Genomic DNA, 17,230 nt, shown 5'->3' with positions numbered 1-17,230 from the left:
CGCCAGTGGCGAGGCTTGAAAGGGACCCGATGGCGGACGAAGGAATCATTGCGGCGGACAAGGCGTCGAACGTCGTTGCGCGCCTGAAGCGCCGTATGATCGACGAGGCGCTGCCGCTGTGGTCGACGGTCGGCTGGGATCACGCCGCAGGCGGCTTCATCGACCGGCTGCACCGCGACGGTGCGGCGGATGCCGCCGCGCCCCGGCGCGTGTTCGTGCAGGCCCGCCAGATCTGGTGCTACGCCAAGGCGGCACAGATGGGCTGGTATCCCGAGGGGCGCGCGATTGCGCTGAAGGGGCTGGAGCACCTGCTGGCCAAAGCGAAGGCGCCCGATGGCCGGCCTGGCTATGTGCACCGGCTGACGCCGGACGGATCGGTGCTGGATGCCCGGCGTGATGCTTATGACCACGCCTTCATCCTGTTTGCGCTCGCCAGCGTCTATGCGCTCGACCAGGATGCGCAGGTCCGCGCCGAGATCGATGCGCTGCTCGCCTTCCTCGACGGCCACCTGCGCTCGCCGCATGGCGGCGTTCACGAAGGCCTTCCGGTCTCGCTGCCGCGCCGGCAGAACCCGCATATGCATCTGTTCGAGGCGATGATCGCGTGCTTCGAGGCGACCCACGATCTGTCGTTCCAGAACCGTGCCGGAGAATTCTTCGCATTGTTCCTCGCCAACCTCTATGACAAGCAGAGGCACGTATTGTCGGAATATTTCGAGGAGGACTGGTCGAAGATCGAGCCGGTCAGCGTCGAGCCGGGTCACCAGGCGGAATGGGTCTGGCTGCTGAAGAATTTTGAACGCATCACGGGATGCCCGACCAGCCAGCGGCGTGCGGAATTGCTGGAGACCTCGCTGCGCTATCGTGACGAGGCGACGGGCTGCCTCGTCGACGAGGGCGATGCAAGCGGCAGCATCCGCCGCAGCACGCGCCGGCTGTGGCCGCAAACCGAGATCGCGAAGGCGTGGATCGCGCAGGCCGAATCCGGCGAGGCGGGTGCGGCGGACGAGGCGCGCGCGGCGCTGGTGCGGCTCGAACGGCATTATCTCAGCCATCCCGTCAAGGGCGGCTGGTACGACCAGTTCGATCGCGACGGCAAATCGCTGATCGACACCATTCCTGCGTCGTCGTTCTATCATGTTCTCTGCGCGGTCACGGAAGCCGAGCAGGTGCTCGGCTAGGCTCCTTGTGGATCACAGCCAGCGCTTGCGCCGCTTGAAGCTCTTGAGGTTCTTGAAGCTCTTGCGCTGGTCGCCGGCGCCGCCGAGGTAGAATTCCTTGACGTCCTCGTTGTCGCGCAATGCGTCGGCGCTGCCGTCGAGCACGACCTTGCCCTGCTCCATGATGTAGCCGTGGCTCGCCACGGAGAGCGCCGCGCGCGCATTCTGCTCGACCAGGAGGATGGTGACGCCGAGATCGCGGTTGATCTTCTGGATGATCGAGAACACCTCTTTCACCAGCAGCGGCGAGAGGCCCATCGAAGGCTCGTCCATCAGGATCATTTTCGGGCGCGCCATCAGCGCGCGGCCGATTGCGAGCATCTGCTGCTCTCCGCCGGAGAGATAACCGGCAAGGCCGGTGCGTTCCTTCAAGCGCGGGAAATAGCTGAAGACCATGTCGAGGTCGGCGTCGACCTCGCGGTCCCGGCGCGTGAAGGCGCCGAGCTTGAGATTCTCGAGCGAGGTCATGTCGGCGACGATGCGCCGGCCCTCCATCACCTGGAAGATGCCGCGGCGGACGATCTTGTCGGGATCGATGCCGTTGATCCGCTCGCCCTCGAACAGGATCTCGCCGCGCGTCACCTCGCCGTCCTCGGTCTTGAGCAGCCCCGAGATCGCCTTGAGCGTCGTGGACTTGCCGGCGCCGTTGGCCCCGAGCAGCGCCACGATCGCGCCCTTGGGCACGTCGAGGCTGAGGCCGCGCAGCACCAGGATCACATCGTCATAGACGACCTCGATGTTGCGCACGGCGAGGAGGGGAGCGGACTCCACGGCGGTTGGCTTGGCGCGGGATGCTTCGAGGGTGTCGGTCATGCTTCAAAACTCCGCTGTCATCGCCCGGCTTGACCGGGCGACCAGTAGTCCAGAGGCGCCTGAGTTTCACCGAGAAGCCGCAGCGTACTGGATCCCCCGCTCGGGTGCGCAATTGCGCACAACGCGAGGGATGACAGTGTTCGCGTGGTGAAAGCCGGGCTCACCACCCCAGCCATTCCGGCTTGCGCGGCAGCTCGACGGTCTTGACCTTCTCGAGCTTGATCGTGCCGTTGGCCATCAGGTCGTTCAGGTCGGCATTGGTCGAACCGGAGACCTTGGTGCGATAGAGATCGACCTTGAGGGTGCCGCGATGGTCCTTGTTGGTCCAGGTCGAGGGATTGCAGACGCCGTCCATGCCGGCCGGCACCCAGTCCTTCTTCTGGTAGAAGCCCTTGGCGACGTTCTCACCGGTGGCACCTCCGTTCTTGGCGGCCCAGTCGAGCGCTTCCCTGGCGTAGAGAGCGCTACAGACGCCTGCGATATAGTGCACCGGTCGATAGGCCTTGCCGCTTGCATCCGATATTTTCGAGATTTCCATCACCGTCTTCATGCCTGGCGCGTTGCCGCCCCAGGTTACGGCCGTGCGTAGCGGGAAGACGACGCCGTCGGCGGCGTCAGCCGCGGTCTTGGCGGCGTTCTCGTCCATGCCCCAGACATTGCCGAGGAACTGCACGTCCACGCCGGCGGTCTTGCAGGCCTTGAGCACGGAGATGTTCGAGGCTGCGGTGTTGCCGAGATAGGCGTAGTTGGCGCCGGAGCTCTTCAGGCTGAGGCATTGCGCGGAGTAATCGCCGGGCGTCAGCGCGAACACGATCGGCGGCAGCACTTCGAAGCCGAGTTCATTGGCGATCGCCTCGCCGGCGGCCTTCGGCGCGTTCGGGTACGGATGATTGCCGCCCATATGGACGAATTTCGGCTTACCGCTCTTGCCCTTGGCCTTCCAGTCTTCCGCCGCCCAGGTCACCAATGCCCGCATCGCGTCCGAATAGCTCGGGCCGTAGAAGAAGTTGTAGGGCGCGGGTTTGGCCTTGCCGCTCACGCCTTCCGGATCGGTCAGCGCCGCCGCGTAGGAGGCTGAGATATAGGGAATCTTGTCCTGCGCAACAAAGCCGGTCAGCGCTTCGGTATCTGCGGTACCCCAGCCCATGATCGTTGCAACCTTGCCATCCGGCGCCGACCACTTCTTGTAGAGCGCGATCGCGCGCGGCACCTGATAGCCGTAGTCGTTGGTATCGAGGTTGACCTGCTTGCCGCCGATACCGCCGTTCTTGTTGATCCAGGCAAAGGTGTCGGCGACGGCCTGGCCGTAGGGCGTGCCAACGTCCGACGTCGCACCGGAGTAGTCGGCGAGATGGCCGACGGCGATCTGGGCCTGCGCACTGGCCGCAAAACCAGCGATCGCAAACGCGAGCGACGCGGTGCTTAAAAGCGATTTGGTCTTCATGGGTTGGTTCCTCCTGTTATCGTTTAAGTGAAGTAGCCGTGCTCAATGCGAGAACGGGTAGAGTTTCCAATACGCCTTGATCTGTCGCCAGCGATGCGCGAGCCCATCGGGCTCGAACATCAGGAATGCGATGATGATCACCCCGATCGCGATCTCGCGCAGAAAGGTGATGTTGGTGTTGAGCGAGAGCGCCTTGTCGATCGCGCCGCCCTTCAAATGATGGCTGATGAACTCCATCGCCTCGGGCAGCAGCACCACGAAGGCGGTGCCCATCAGCGTGCCCATGATCGAGCCGGTGCCGCCGATGATGATCATGGCCAGGAACAGTATTGAGCGCTCGATGCCGAAGCCTTCCTGGGAGACCACGAGCTGATAGTGCGCGTAGAGCGCGCCCGCGATGCCGGCGAAGAAGGCGGCGAGACCGAACGACAGCGTGCGGTACCTGGTGAGGTTGATGCCCATGATCTCGGCGGAGAGATAATGGTCGCGGATCGCCACCAGCGCACGGCCATCGCGCGTGCGCATCAGGTTGGTGACGAGGATGTAGCTCAAGAGCACATAGGCCAGCACGACGTAGAAATATTGCCGGTCGCCCCGCAGCGTGTAGCCGAAGATCGAGAACGGCTCGGCGCTCGCCGGCACCGAGCCGCCGGAGAACCACTCGGCGCGCGAGAAGAAGTCGAGCAGGATGTATTGAGCGGCCAGCGTTGCGATGACGAGGTAGAGTCCTTTCAGCCGCGCCGCGGGAATGCCGAAGACCAGTCCGACCAGCGCCGTCACGAGCCCCGCGAGCGGGATCGCGAAGAACACCGGGATCGGCGCATTGTTGGAGATGTAGGCCGAGGTGAAGGCGCCGAGCAGGAAGAAGGCCGCGTGTCCGATCGAGATCTGGCCGGTGAAGCCGACCAGGATGTTGAGGCCGAGCGCCGCGATCGAGAAGATGCCGATCTGGATCAAGATGCTGAGCCAGTAGCCGCTGAAGAGTTGCGGCGCGAGGCAGAGCAGCGCGACGCCCAGAATCGCGAAGTTGCGGCTGGTGGTGGTCGGGAAGATCGTGGTGTCCGCGGCGTAAGTGGTGCGGAAATCACCAGCGGGAATGAGGGCAGGGCCGGCCATGGATCAGATCCGCTCGATGTCGTGGGTGCCGAACAGGCCGTAGGGCTTGATCATCAGCACGATGATGAGAACGTAGAACGGCGCGATCTCGTAGAGATTGCCCCAGTGCAGATACTCGCTGTCGACATATTGGGCGACGTTCTCCAAAAGCCCGATGATGATGCCGCCGAGCACCGCGCCGCCGACGGAATCGAGCCCGCCGAGGATCGCCGCCGGAAACACCTTGATGCCGTAGGCAGCAAGGCCCGAGGACACGCCATTGACGACGGCGACGACGACGCCGGCGACCGCCGAGACGGTCGCCGAGATCGCCCAGGCCATCGCGAACACGCTCTTGACGGAAATGCCGAGCGACTGCGCCACCTGCTGGTTGAACGCGGTGGCGCGCATCGCAAGGCCGTACTTCGACGCGCGGAAGAACCAGGCCATGCCGATCATCATCGCGACCGACACCACGAGGCTCATGACGTAGACGGTCTGGATCTGCAGTCCGAACAGGTCGACCGACTGGCTCTCGAACACGCGCGGGAACGGCTGCGGATTGACGCCGAACATCCATTTCAGCGTCGCCTGCAGCACGGTGGAGAGGCCGATCGTCACCATGATCACCGAGATGATGGGCTCGCCGATCATCGGCCGCAGGATCAGCACCTGCACCGCGATGCCGAACACGAACATGAACACCAGCGTGATCGGCATGCCGATCCAGAACGGCACCTGGTATTTCGCCAGCAAGGCCCAGCACACCCAGGCGCCGACCAGCAGCAATTCACCTTGCGCGAAGTTGACGACCTGCGTCGCCTTGTAGATCAGCACGAACGACATCGCGACTACGCCATAGAGCGTGCCGACCACGAGGCCGTTGACCAGGAGCTGGATGAGGAAGGCGGTGTTCATGTTGAGTGACTCAGCCCGTCATTGCCGGGCTTGACCCGGCAATCCATCGATGAGGAAGGAAGACTGTTCGGAAGAGGATGGATGTGCGGGTCAAGCCCGCGCATGACGAGGATCTGTATCACTCCGCAGCCTCCGCCATGTGCCCGTGCCCGCCGAGGTCCACCACGCGCAGCGTCGTTCGCACCCGCTGCGTGGTGCCGTCCTGGAAGCGGATCACGGTGTCGACGGGGATGTCGGAATCGCCGCGGTAGATGGCGTCGATGATGCCGGCGTATTTCTCGTTGATGACGCCGCGGCGCACCTTTCGCGTCCGGGTGAGCTCGCCGTCGTCGGCGTCGAGCTCCTTGTAGAGCAGCAGGAAGCGCGAGATGCGCTGGGCCGGCGGCAGCGTGGCGTTGACGGTCTCGACCTCCTTCTGCAGCAGCGCGTAGACCTCCGGCCGTGAGGCGAGGTCGCTGTAGGTCGTGAAGGAGAGGCGGTTCTTTTCCGCCCATTTCGAGATGATGGAGTAGCGGATGCAGATCATTGCCGCGAGCGCGTCACGGCCGGCCCCAAGCACCACGGCTTCGGCGATATAGGGCGAGAATTTCAGCTTGTTCTCGATGAATTGCGGCGAGAAGCGCTCGCCGCGGGAGGTCTCGGCGAGATCCTTGATGCGGTCGATCACGACGAGCTGGTGGTTGGCGTTGAAATAGCCGGCGTCGCCCGAGCACATCCAGCCGTCCTTGATATCGGCGACGCTGGCCTCGGGGTTCTTGTAGTAGCCGAGGAACATGTTGGGGTGCCGCACCACGATCTCGCCGACGCCGTGGACGTCGGCATTGTCGATACGGATCTCGACATTATCGGCCATCGGTACGCCGGTGGTATCAGGATCGACCTTGCCCTCGGGATGCAGCGTGTAGGCCCCGAGCAGCTCGGTCTGACCGTAGAGCGTGCGCAGCGGCACGCCCATGGCCTGGAAGAACTTGAAGGTGTCAGGCCCGAGCGCCGCACCGCCGGTCGCGGCCGAGCGCAACCGGGTGAAGCCGAGGCGATCGCGCAGTGCGCGGAACAGGATCGTGTCGGCAAAGCCCGAGCGCTTGCCCTGTTCGAGCGCGGCAAGGCCCGACTTCATGCCGATGTCGAACAGGCGCTGCTTGAAGGGCGTTGCGTCCATCACCTTGGCACGGACGTCAGCGGCAATCGATTCCCAGACGCGGGGCGCGAACAGAACGAAGGTCGGTGCGATCTCGCGCAGATCGTTCATCATCGTGTCCGGCTCTTCGACGAAGTTGATCTTCATCCGGCAGAGCAGACCTTTGCCGAGCACGTAGACCTGTTCCATGATCCAGGGCAGCGGCAGCACCGACACGTATTCGTCATCGGGACCCTTGGGGTCGAAGGCGAGATAGGTGGCGCAATGGCCGAGCACGCGTCCGGCGGCGAGCATCGCGAGCTTCGGATGCGAGGTGGTGCCCGACGTCGTGCAGAGAATCGCGACGTCCTCGCCCTCGGTGGCATCGACCAATCTGTCGTAGAGTTCCGGCTCGCGTGCTGCCCGCGCGCGGCCGAGCTCGGCGAACTTCTCCGCCGGCATCAGGCGCGGGTCGTCGTATTTCCGCATCCCACGCGGATCGGAATAGATGATGTGCTTCAGCTTCGGCACGCGCTCTGCAAGGATGAGCAGCTTGTCGACCTGCTCCTCGTCCTCGGCAAAGACCAGCTGCGCCTCGCCGTAGTTGAGGAGATAGGAAGCTTCCTCGTCCAGGACGTCGCGATAGAGCCCGAGGCTGAGGCCGCCAATGGCATGGGTCGCAACTTCTGCCGCGACCCAGTCGGGCCGGTTGTCGCCGATGATGGCGATGACATCACCGCGGCCCAGGCCGAGCTCGATGAGGCCGAGCGCGAAATCGCGCACGCGGGCCTGATAGTCGTTCCAGGTGAAGATGCGCCAGAGCCCGAGATCCTTCTCGCGCATTGCGATCTCGTTGCCGTGCTCCCTGGCATTGAGCCGGAGCATCTTCGGATAGGTGTCGGCCTGCGCGACGCGGCCCGCATAATCCATCATGCCGCGCTCTCCTGCGCCGGAGAGGCATCATCGGGATCGACAAGCACCTCGTCCTCTTCGCCGAGATAGGCACGCCTGACGTGCGGATCGGCGAGCACTGTCGCCGGATCGCCCTCGGCGATCTTCTTGCCGAAATCCAGCACCATGACGCGATGCGAGATATCCATCACCACGCCCATGTCGTGCTCGATCATCACCACCGTCATCCCGAACTCCTCGTTGAGATCGACGATGTAGCGGGCCATGTCTTCCTTCTCCTCGAAATTCATGCCGGCCATCGGTTCGTCGAGGAGGATCAGGCGCGGCTCCAGCGCCATGGCGCGGGCGAGCTCCACGCGCTTGCGCAGGCCGTAGGGGAGGGTGCCGGCGGTGGCCTTGCGCACCGGCTGCAGATCGAGGAAGTCGATGATCTCTTCCACCTTGCGACGGTGCTCGAGCTCCTCCTTGCGCGCGCCGGTGAGCCAGTACAGCGAGCCCGTGAGGAAATTGTTCCTCAGCAGGTGATGGCGGCCGACCATGATGTTGTCGAGCACGCTCATGTGGTGGAATAGCGCGAGATTCTGGAAGGTACGGCCGATGCCGAGTGAGGCGCGGGCATTCGGCGTCAAGCCGGTGATGTCGCGGTCCCGATAGAACAGCTGGCCTTCGGTCGGCTTGTAGCGACCGGAAATACAGTTCACGATCGAGGTCTTGCCGGCGCCGTTGGGGCCGATGATCGAGAACAGCTCGCCTTCCCTGATGGCGAAGCTGACGTCGGTCAGCGCGCGGACGCCGCCGAATCGTAAGGACACGCCGCACACTTCGAGACTGGTAGCCACCAAACGAATCCCTCCCGGTGATGGCGCTTGATTGGCGCTCTTCCGTTCCTGTCAGGCGATCCTAGTACGGTCGTGCCGGCCAGACCATGCAGCTATTGGTCTCGACCGCACCGGCGCCACCTTCGTTCCCGTGAGGGATCAAAAGCCGCATCGCCCGAGGTGGTCCTCAATAGGGGAAAGCGCTATTTTGAAATGTCTCCGGCCTGACAATTCTGCGACAAAGTTGTCGGGCCGAGCGGGTCTTCATCTTTCGTCGGATGGATGGCCGAAGCGATTCTGTTGCAGTGCAACAGGAGCATGGGGTGACTGAACGGTGCGGCTGGCTTCGAGATCATGATTTCAGAGGATCATCTGAAGCGCATTGCCGCCTGGTCGCGTGAGCTCACACCAGCCGAGATCGAGGTCGCGCGCGCCGGAATCACGGAACGGTCCTACGGCACCGGCGAGAGCGTGTTCATGCGCGGTGATATTTTTGCCTATTGGGCCGGCATGGTGGGCGGCCTTGCCCGTATGGGCGGGGTCTCGCGCGACGGCAAGGAGACCAGCCTTGCCGGGCTGACGGCAGGGGCCTGGTTCGGCGAGGGCAGCGTGCTCAAGAACGAGCCGCGCCGCTACGACGTGGTCGCGCTGCGCGACAGCCGCATCGCGCTGATGGAACGCAGCGCCTTCATGTGGCTGTTCGAGAACAGCGTCGGCTTCAACCGCTTCCTGGTGCGCCAGCTCAACGAGCGGCTGGGCCAGTTCATCGGCATGCTCGAGGTCAACCGCACGCTCGATGCCACCGCGCGCCTCGCCCGCAGCATCGCCTCGCTGTTCAACCCGATCCTCTATCCGGAATCGACCGCGCATCTGGAGATCACCCAGGAGGAGATCGGCGCGCTCTCCGGCATGTCCCGCCAGAACGCCAACCGCGCGCTGAACCGGCTGGAGAAGGAGGGGCTGCTGCGGCTGGAATATGGCGGGGTCACGATCCTCGATATCGCGCGGCTCGGGAGCTACGGGGAGGAGCGATGATCTGCGCATTCCCGGTGCTTCCGTGCTCATAGAGTTCGACCATCGCGCGTCGGACTCGCCTTACGTCGAGCGGGTATGGCGCAGCCGGAGCCGGCGTGGCGGCTCGTTCCTGTCGATGGCCGAGGGAAATATCGAGCTTGTGGTCACCAGGCTCCCGGAGCTTCTGGCGGTGACGCTCCGAGGGCCGGTCACCCGCGGGACACTCGTCGAATGTCCCGCGAGCGGCGAATGGCTCGCGATCCGGTTTCGGCCGGGAACCTACCTGCCGGAGATACCGACGAGCGCACTGATCGACCATCAAAACATGCAGTTGCCGGTGCTGCCCAACGGCCGTTTTCTGTTTTCGGGTCTGAGCTGGGACATTCCAGGCTATGACGATGCGGAAAGTCTCGTCGCTCGCATGGCGCGCGCGGGTGTCATCGCACGCAGCCACGCGACCGATGCTGCGATCGACGGCGACGTCGACTGGATGAGCCGGCGTTCGGTTCAGCGCCACTTTCGCCGCGTTACGGGCATGACGTTCAGCAGCCATCAGCAGATCGAGCGGGCGCGTCGCGCCGCGGCCTTGCTGGTGAGCGGCAGCTCCGTTCTGGACGCGACATCGGGCGCTGGCTATTTCGATCAGGCCCATCTTACCCGCTCGGTCAGGCAACTGATCGGCATGACGCCTGCGCGCCTCTCGCGCGAGCGGCCGCAATTGTCGTTTTCATACAAGACGACTACGTCCTGATCGCAATATGCCTGGATCGCTCCGGCCGCGCTGGTGGAGCAAACATCGGAGGAGCGCTGCGGTGAGTTTTAAGGCCTATCTCGACAATATCCAGGCCAAGACCGGCAAGAGCCCGGACCAGTTTCGCAAATGGGGCAAGGACCGGGGTTTTTCGACCGGGGCGGGATTGGCCGCCGGCGTGAAAGCGGGTGCCATCGTGGCCGCGCTCAAGGACGAGTTCGGCCTTGGCCACGGCCATGCGATGGCCATCGTCGCCCTTCTCAAGGGGAAGGCGTCGTAGGTGATGACGATTTCCAAGTCGAGACATGTGGCCGGCTGGGTCATGAGCGGGCTCGTGATTGCCTTCATGCTGTTTGATGCCGGGATGAAGCTCGTCCCGCTGGACGTCGTGATCAACGCGACCGCCGAGCTCGGCTATCCCCCCTCGGCCGATCTGGCGCGCGCGCTGGGCGTGGTGGCGCTGGCCTGCACCGCGCTCTACGGCTTCCCGCGAACAGCCGTGCTCGGTGCGATCCTGCTGACCGCCTATATGGGCGGCACGGTGGCGGTTCACTTGCGGGTCGGCAACCCGCTCTTCAGCCATATGCTGTTCGGCGTCTATCTTGCTGGTCTTGCCTGGGGCGGTCTCTATTTGCGCGATTCGCGGGTGGCGGCGTTGCTTCCTCTGCGATCGCCACCGGCGGAGGTCTGACGTCGTTACGGCGACGCCGTCATCGCGCATTGGCCGGCGCGTGCGCGGGCCACAGATCGGCGCGCCAGCGGATCGCGATTGCCAGCATCGCGACGAATCCTGCGCCGGCATAGAGCGAGCCCGTCGCGGAATAGCCGATGACGTCGATCAGGCTGCCGGCCGCGAGCAGTCCGATCGGCAATCCATAGATCACCATCATGCGCACGCCCATGACACGGCCGCGCAGATGTGCGCTCGCGGTGCGCATCAGGATGACGGCAGCCGAGATCATCGACATGCTCTGGGCGATACCGGCGAGGACGAGGCAGGCCATCGCCACCGGCATCGTCCTGACCTCGACGAACACCAGCAGCGTTGCGTACCAGGCCAGCGTTGCGCCGATCAGGAGCCGGGCAATGCGTACGCCACTGACCAGGCTGAGCGTGATGGAGCCGATTAGCGAGCCGACGGCGAAGCTCGCCGAGAGATATCCGAGGCCGGTCTGATCAGTGTGAAAGATCTCCCGCGCGATGTAGGGCAACAATCCGCCCGTGAAAGGAAATGCGGTGAGATTCGCCAGAAAAGCGACGCACAGCGCCGCGCGCATTGCCGGCCCGTTCCAGGCATAGACGATCCCCTCTTTGAGGTCGCCAAGCAGCCGCGAAACGGTGTGGCTGCTTGCGGGAAGATCGCTCGTGGTGACGGTCCTTTTCGGCTGGGTCAGGCAGAGCATGAGAAGCGCTGCCGTGAAGTAAAGGCAGGCGATCGCCACATAAACGAGGCCGATACCGAGCACGGCGAACAGCCCGGCCCCCGTCAACGCTCCGGCAATGCGCGCGCTGTCCTGGGTCGTGCGCGCAACACTGATGGCGCCCACCAGCTGCTCGGCCGGCATGATATCGGCGAGCAGCGCGCCGCGAACGCCGAGATCGGAGGGGCGGATCAAGCCCATGATCGTGACGATGATCATGACGCTCAGCGGCGACAGATGACCGCTCAGCGCGAGGACCATGATGGTCGACGACAGCGCCGTATAGGCAAGGCGCATGACGACCAGGAGATCGCGATGGCCGATCCGGTCGCCGATCATGCCGAACACGGGCGCGACCAATGTTCCGACGAACTGGAGTGAAGCCAGCAGTGTGAGCAGCAGCACCGAGCCGGTCTCGACGATGACGTACCAGCCGAGCACCAGCGTCTCGACCTCGAAGGCCCAGGAGGTGAGCAGATCGGACGGCCACTGGAAGCGGTAGTTGCGGATGCGGAATGGCGCGAGCGCCGAAGGTCGTGCAGTGGCGCTCACGACGCGATGACGCGTGTCACGGCGATTTCCTTAACCTTGTTGTTTCTTCTTGCTGTGGCGCAACCTAACGCTGGCGATGCCGGTGTCAATCGCAATCGCCGCAGGCCGCCCCCGCGCTCGGCTCTTACCTCGCCGCGCTGGCCGCTTTCCTGTCGGCCAACGCACTTGCCATGGCCGAGATCAGAGGACGCATGAAATAGGCTTCGTCGGCGGGCGAGACGTCCGCGCGCAAGCCATGCGCTGCTAGCTCGCCGGAAACGGCCGGGCCGACCGATGCGATCAGCGTGCGTTCGAGACCTGCGCGCAGCTTCGTCTCGCTGCCGCGCGCCTTGGCAACCTCGATCAGCCGGCGGACCTGGCCGAGATTGGTCAGGGCGATCGAGTCGATGCGTCCCTCTGCCATGTCGTCAATGGCGGCGACGATGTTGGCATCGGCAGCCTTGGAATCGTAGACGTAGGGCAGCACCGTATCGACGTCGGCGCCTTGCGCGGCCAGCGCGCCGGTCAGCGCGCTATGATCCTTGTCGGGATAGAGCTGCAGACCGAGGCGCCGCCCCTTCAGGTCGAGTCTGGCCAGCATCTCGATCACGCCTTCGGTGGTCGGCTTCTCCGTGGTCTGCTGCGTCTCGAGGCCGATCTCGCGCAGCGCCTTGCCCGGCTTCGGGCCTCGGGTGAACTTGCGCGCCTGGGCGAGCGCCGCGACAAGGGCAGCGTCGAGGCCGCGGGCGCGGGCGAGCTTCATGATGCGGCGCAGGCCTTCGCCGGTCATCAGCACGAGATCGTCAAAAGGCTTGTCGATGGCACGGCGAATCCAGGCCTCGACTGGAGCCGGATCCGGCGCATCAAGGATGGTGAACATCGGGCATTGCACGACCTCGGCGCCTTGCTCGGCCAGAAGCTTGGAAAACTGCGCCTCCTCGCGCGTTTCCAGGATCAGGATGCGGTAGCCGTTCAAGCGGTCGGCCATGGGTATGCTCCGTTGAGAATTCGCAATTGTCCGTTCATCCTGACTCCGCGGTTGGGATTGGCGCAAGGGCGGGTCGGTGCTAGAGCAGGGCGCAATCCGCTGGATCGTTCCGCTGCACAAACCTTCATCAAGAGCCGAGCCTTGCCCGACCATCAATACGTCCTGACCCTGTCCTGTCCGGATCGCCCAGGCATCGTCTCGGCGGTCTCGACGTTTCTCGCTCATAACGGACAGAACATCCTCGACGCCCAGCAGTTCGACGACGTCGAGACCAAGAAGTTCTTCATGCGGGTGGTGTTCACAGCGGCCGATCTTGCCGTGGAACTCGCGGCACTGCAGACCGGCTTCGCCGCGATCGCCGAGCGTTTCGGCATGGAATGGCAGATGCGCGACCGCGCTGCGCATCGCAAGGTGATGCTGCTGGTCTCGAAGTCCGATCACTGCCTGGTCGACATCCTCTATCGCTGGCGAACCGGCGAATTGCCGATGATTCCGACCGCGATCGTCTCCAATCACCCGCGCGAGGTCTATGCCGGGCTCGATTTCGGCGGCATCCCCTTCCACCATTTGCCCGTCACCAAGGAGACCAAGCGCGAGCAGGAGACACAGATCATGGACCTCGTCGGCAAGACGAAGACCGATCTGGTGGTGCTCGCCCGTTACATGCAGATCCTGTCCGACGATCTCTCGGCAAAGCTGTCGGGGCGCTGCATCAACATCCACCACTCGTTCCTGCCGGGCTTCAAGGGTGCCAAGCCCTATCACCAGGCCCATGAGCGCGGCGTCAAACTGATCGGCGCCACCGCGCATTACGTCACGCGCGACCTCGACGAGGGCCCGATCATCGACCAGGACGTCGAGCGCATCAGCCATCGCGACACGCCGGAAGATCTGGTCCGCAAAGGCCGTGACATCGAGCGCCGCGTGTTGGCCCGGGCCATCCGCTACCATCTCGACGACCGCGTCATCCTCAACGGCCGCAAGACCGTTGTGTTCGTGGATTAGCGAATGGGGGACGAATGGTGAGTGGAGGGGGAGCGCGCCCTATACGCTACTCCCTGTTCGCCATTCGCTTCCTCAGCGCCCCGCGCCGGCCGACGTCGTCCCCGTCGCGCCCTTCTGGGCCTGTTCTTCCTTCTCGCGATCGGTCGCCGGCATCAGCCGCTTGCGCTCGCGCTCCTTCATGTAGGCATCGTATTGCGGCGTGCCGGGCCGCGGCGGCGCATCAGCGGGCAGGCCGCCGGCCCATTGCGGGACGTAGTCGCCCATCCCGGTGGAGAGCTTCTCGTTGACCGTCCCGCAGCCTGCGAGATTGAGCAGGGCGAGTGCGGCGGCGATCGAAAGCGAGCGAGAACGCATGAATATCTCTGGTCGTGCCCCCGACGGGGCGCGGATGGTGGAGCGCCATAGGCGTTAGCGGCAACCATATCTCTCAATAGGTAAAATTGGCCTATTCGAGGGAGGGCAAAGCTGTATACAGAGAAGGTATTATAATAAGCATATTTTGTACTTGATGAGGTCGCCGCCGTTGGTACGGTATACACCGGGTATTTGTCATTGGACGGATCGTAGGACGGGGCATGCCACGGCCGCACTTAAGATGTCCGGATTCTGCAAATGAGAGACTGAATCCTCCATCCCCGGTGTGGTGCGGCCCTCGTAGGGTGGCAAAGCCATCGCCCTCCGGCCCAGTGTCACAGGGCTTTTTCGTTGACAGGACCATTTCATTTGTACAATCGTACAAATAGCTCTCCGCCGTTGTTGAGGCAGATTGCGCGGCTTGCGCCGAATGGTCGCCCAACGTTCGATTGACAACGGGGTTACAGAGGACGCCATGTGGCCGCACGGCATGGCTTGTCCGTGAGTGAAGCGCGGCAAGGACCGGGTACTCGGTCCGCCGCACAAGAGGTGAGGAATGAAGGGGAGGGACATCTGATGTTCGAACGCAGGATTTTTTTACGCACCGCAGCGGTCGTTGCGATCGCGGGCCTCGCGGCCGTCGCGCCTGCCAAGGCGCAAGACACGGTCAAGATCGGGCTGATCCTGCCGATGACCGGCGGCCAGGCCTCGACCGGCAAGCAGATCGAGAACGCGATCAAGCTCTACATGCAGCAGAAGGGCGACACCGTCGCCGGCAAGAAGATCGAAATCATCGTCAAGGACGACGCGGCGATCCCGGATAAGACCAAGACTGCCGCGCAGGAGCTGATCGTCAACGACAAGGTCAACTTCATCGCCGGCTTCGGCGTGACGCCGGCCGCGCTCGCCGCCGCGCCGCTGGCTACCCAGGCCAAGATTCCTGAAGTCGTGATGGCGGCCGGCACCTCCATTATCACCGAACGTTCGCCCTATATCGTGCGCACCAGCTTCACGCTGGCGCAGTCCTCGACCATCATCGGCGATTGGGCGGTGAAGAACGGCATCAAGAAGGTCGCGACGCTGACCTCGGACTACGCGCCGGGCAATGACGCCCTCAACTTCTTCAAGCAGCATTTCACGGCCGGCGGCGGTGAGGTGGTCGAAGAAGTCAAGGTGCCGCTGCAGAACCCCGACTTCGCTCCGTTCCTGCAGCGCATGAAGGACGCAAAGCCGGACGCGATCTTCGTGTTCGTGCCGGCGGGCCAGGGCGGCAACTTCATGAAGCAATATGCCGAGCGTGGCCTCGACAAGGCCGGCATCAAGGTGATCGGGCCGGGCGACGTCACCGACGACGATCTGCTCAACAACATGGGCGACGCCGTGCTCGGCACGGTCACCGCGCATCTCTATTCCGCGGCGCACCCCTCGCAGATGAACAAGGATTTCGTCGCGGCCTACAAGAAGGCCTTCGGCAACCGTCCGGGCTTCATGGCCGTGGGCGGCTACGACGGCATCCACCTGATCTACGAGGCGCTGAAGAAGACAGGTGGCGACACCAACGGCGACAAGCTGATCGAGGCCATGAAGGGCCAGAAGTGGGAGAGCCCGCGCGGTCCGATCTCGATCGACCCCGAGACCCGCGACATCGTGCAGAACATCTACATCCGCAAGGTCGAGAAAGTGGATGGCGAACTCTACAATGTCGAGTTCGCGACCTTCGAGGCTGTCAAAGATCTCGGCAAGACCAAGAAGTGACGCGCGAAAGCGCGTCATCCGGGGCTCTCCTCACCTCTCCCGCCTGTCCCTGCGGGAGAGGTCGACGCGGAGCGCCGGGTGAGGGTTCTCTCGTCGTCGGGAATCCTCCAAGTGGAAAGACCCTCTCCCCAACCCTCTCCCGCAAGCGGGAGAGGGAGTGCAGCACGGCCCTTGGCCACACTTGAGATGACCCTCGACTGCTGATGACCGCAATCCTCACCAACCTGTTCGATGGCGTCGCTTACGGCATGCTGCTGTTCGTGCTCGCCTGCGGGCTCGCGGTCACGCTGGGCCTGATGAACTTCGTCAATCTCGCCCACGGCGCCTTCGCGATGGCGGGGGGCTATATCTGCATGGTGCTGGTCAACCGGATGGGTTGGCCGTTCTTCGCCGCTTTGCCGCTCGCTTTCGTCTCCTCGGCTGCAATCGGCATCGCGCTCGAACGGACGCTGTACCGTCATCTCTACGCCCGCAGCCATCTCGACCAGGTGCTGTTCACGATCGGCCTGACCTTCATGTCGGTGGCAGCCGTCGATTACATCCAGGGATCCTCGCGGGTCTTCATCAATTTGCCCGCCGCGCTCCAAGGCCAGTTCGATCTGTTCGGCGTCGGCATCGGCCGCTACCGGCTGATGATCATCGTGATCTGCGGCCTGCTGACCATCGCGCTTCAAATGGTGCTGGCGAAGACGCGTTTCGGCAGCCGCCTGCGGGCGGCGGTCGATGACCCCCGCGCCGCGAGCGGTCTCGGCATCAACGTGCCGCAGGTATTCGCCTTCACTTTTGCCTTCGGTTGCGGGCTCGCCGGCCTCGGCGGCGCGCTCAGCGCCGAGATCCTCGGCCTCGATCCGTATTTCCCGCTGAAGTTCATGATCTACTTCCTGATCGTGGTCACCGTCGGCGGCTCCTCCTCGATAACGGGCCCGTTCCTCGCCTCGCTGCTGCTCGGCATCGGCGACGTCGCCGGCAAATATTACGTGCCGAAGATGGGCCCCTTCGTGATCTACACCATCATGATCGTGATCCTGATCTGGCGTCCGAACGGCCTGTTCGGCCGCACGGCCGCGCGTTGAG

The 17,230-nt window shown here is 63.8% G+C and carries 17 protein-coding genes; 8 read left to right on the top strand and 9 right to left on the bottom strand.

The window, feature by feature from the left end:
* Positions 1–29 precede the first annotated feature (29 nt).
* Positions 30–1,181 (top strand): AGE family epimerase/isomerase, encoded by a 1,152-nt coding sequence (locus I6F16_RS16580; protein ID WP_225111906.1) that lies wholly within the window; start codon positions 30–32, stop codon positions 1,179–1,181.
* Positions 1,182–1,193: 12 nt separating this feature from the next.
* Here I6F16_RS16580 and I6F16_RS16575 read toward each other — a convergent pair whose 3' ends face one another.
* The 6 genes from I6F16_RS16575 to I6F16_RS16550 form a co-directional block, all read right to left on the bottom strand.
* A complete protein-coding gene (locus tag I6F16_RS16575; protein ID WP_225111905.1) occupies positions 1,194–2,033 on the bottom strand; it encodes an ABC transporter ATP-binding protein in 840 nt (279 codons plus the stop codon).
* 160 nt (positions 2,034–2,193) lie between these two features.
* Positions 2,194–3,477 (bottom strand): ABC transporter substrate-binding protein, encoded by a 1,284-nt coding sequence (locus I6F16_RS16570; RefSeq protein ID WP_036015698.1) that lies wholly within the window; start codon positions 3,475–3,477, stop codon positions 2,194–2,196.
* A gap of 42 nt (positions 3,478–3,519) precedes the next feature.
* Entirely contained in the window at positions 3,520–4,593 is a 1,074-nt protein-coding gene (locus I6F16_RS16565) for a branched-chain amino acid ABC transporter permease (protein WP_057028716.1), read from the bottom strand.
* Positions 4,594–4,596: 3 nt separating this feature from the next.
* Positions 4,597–5,490, bottom strand: a complete 894-nt coding sequence (locus tag I6F16_RS16560) for a branched-chain amino acid ABC transporter permease (RefSeq protein WP_036029874.1) — start codon at positions 5,488–5,490, stop codon at positions 4,597–4,599.
* Between the two features lie 118 nt (positions 5,491–5,608).
* A complete protein-coding gene (locus tag I6F16_RS16555) occupies positions 5,609–7,540 on the bottom strand; it encodes a long-chain fatty acid--CoA ligase (RefSeq protein ID WP_225111904.1) in 1,932 nt (643 codons plus the stop codon).
* Complete coding sequence (locus tag I6F16_RS16550) at positions 7,537–8,358, bottom strand: ABC transporter ATP-binding protein (protein ID WP_225111903.1); 822 nt, start codon at positions 8,356–8,358, stop codon at positions 7,537–7,539. Before I6F16_RS16550 ends, I6F16_RS16555 begins: the two co-directional genes overlap by 4 nt.
* 333 nt (positions 8,359–8,691) lie before the next feature.
* Here I6F16_RS16550 and I6F16_RS16545 point away from each other — a divergent pair, with 333 nt between their 5' ends.
* The 4 genes from I6F16_RS16545 to I6F16_RS16530 all read left to right on the top strand — a co-directional run bounded on the left by I6F16_RS16545 (position 8,692) and on the right by I6F16_RS16530 (position 10,793).
* A complete protein-coding gene (locus I6F16_RS16545) occupies positions 8,692–9,372 on the top strand; it encodes a Crp/Fnr family transcriptional regulator (RefSeq protein WP_036015705.1) in 681 nt (226 codons plus the stop codon).
* 115 nt (positions 9,373–9,487) lie between these two features.
* Complete coding sequence (locus I6F16_RS16540; protein ID WP_225111902.1) at positions 9,488–10,102, top strand: helix-turn-helix domain-containing protein; 615 nt, start codon at positions 9,488–9,490, stop codon at positions 10,100–10,102.
* Positions 10,103–10,163: 61 nt separating this feature from the next.
* On the top strand, positions 10,164–10,382 hold the full coding sequence (locus I6F16_RS16535) for a DUF4287 domain-containing protein (protein WP_036015710.1): 219 nt from the start codon (positions 10,164–10,166) through the stop codon (positions 10,380–10,382).
* A 3-nt stretch (positions 10,383–10,385) separates the two neighbouring features.
* Positions 10,386–10,793: a DoxX family protein gene (locus tag I6F16_RS16530; protein WP_225112033.1), complete on the top strand. Its 408-nt coding sequence runs from the start codon at positions 10,386–10,388 to the stop codon at positions 10,791–10,793.
* 19 nt (positions 10,794–10,812) lie between these two features.
* Here I6F16_RS16530 and I6F16_RS16525 read toward each other — a convergent pair whose 3' ends face one another.
* Together I6F16_RS16525 and I6F16_RS16520 are read right to left on the bottom strand one after the other, a co-directional pair.
* On the bottom strand, positions 10,813–12,075 hold the full coding sequence (locus I6F16_RS16525) for an MFS transporter (protein ID WP_225111901.1): 1,263 nt from the start codon (positions 12,073–12,075) through the stop codon (positions 10,813–10,815).
* A 124-nt stretch (positions 12,076–12,199) separates the two neighbouring features.
* The gene (locus I6F16_RS16520; protein WP_225111900.1) at positions 12,200–13,042 is read right to left on the bottom strand and encodes a uroporphyrinogen-III synthase; all 843 of its coding nucleotides are present in this window, start codon (positions 13,040–13,042) and stop codon (positions 12,200–12,202) included.
* 141 nt (positions 13,043–13,183) lie between these two features.
* On the opposite strand from I6F16_RS16520, the gene purU reads away from it, so the two are divergent.
* Positions 13,184–14,047 carry a formyltetrahydrofolate deformylase gene (purU, locus tag I6F16_RS16515; protein ID WP_036015720.1) on the top strand — a complete coding sequence of 288 codons (864 nt, stop codon included), beginning with the start codon at positions 13,184–13,186 and terminating at the stop codon, positions 14,045–14,047.
* A 72-nt stretch (positions 14,048–14,119) separates the two neighbouring features.
* On the opposite strand, the gene I6F16_RS16510 is transcribed toward purU, so the two are convergent.
* The gene (locus I6F16_RS16510) at positions 14,120–14,401 is read right to left on the bottom strand and encodes a hypothetical protein (RefSeq protein WP_225111899.1); all 282 of its coding nucleotides are present in this window, start codon (positions 14,399–14,401) and stop codon (positions 14,120–14,122) included.
* 576 nt (positions 14,402–14,977) lie between these two features.
* On the opposite strand from I6F16_RS16510, the gene I6F16_RS16505 reads away from it, so the two are divergent.
* Positions 14,978–16,156 (top strand): ABC transporter substrate-binding protein, encoded by a 1,179-nt coding sequence (locus I6F16_RS16505; RefSeq protein ID WP_036015725.1) that lies wholly within the window; start codon positions 14,978–14,980, stop codon positions 16,154–16,156.
* A gap of 203 nt (positions 16,157–16,359) precedes the next feature.
* The gene (locus I6F16_RS16500) at positions 16,360–17,229 is read left to right on the top strand and encodes a branched-chain amino acid ABC transporter permease (RefSeq protein WP_036015727.1); all 870 of its coding nucleotides are present in this window, start codon (positions 16,360–16,362) and stop codon (positions 17,227–17,229) included.
* Position 17,230 lies beyond the last annotated feature (1 nt).

It is taken from the genome of Bradyrhizobium sp. IC4060 (assembly GCF_020193715.1).
GTDB classification, from domain to species: domain Bacteria; phylum Pseudomonadota; class Alphaproteobacteria; order Rhizobiales; family Xanthobacteraceae; genus Bradyrhizobium; species Bradyrhizobium yuanmingense.
Note: the sequence above shows the minus strand (reverse complement) of the source record. Positions and strands in the feature narration are given on the sequence as shown.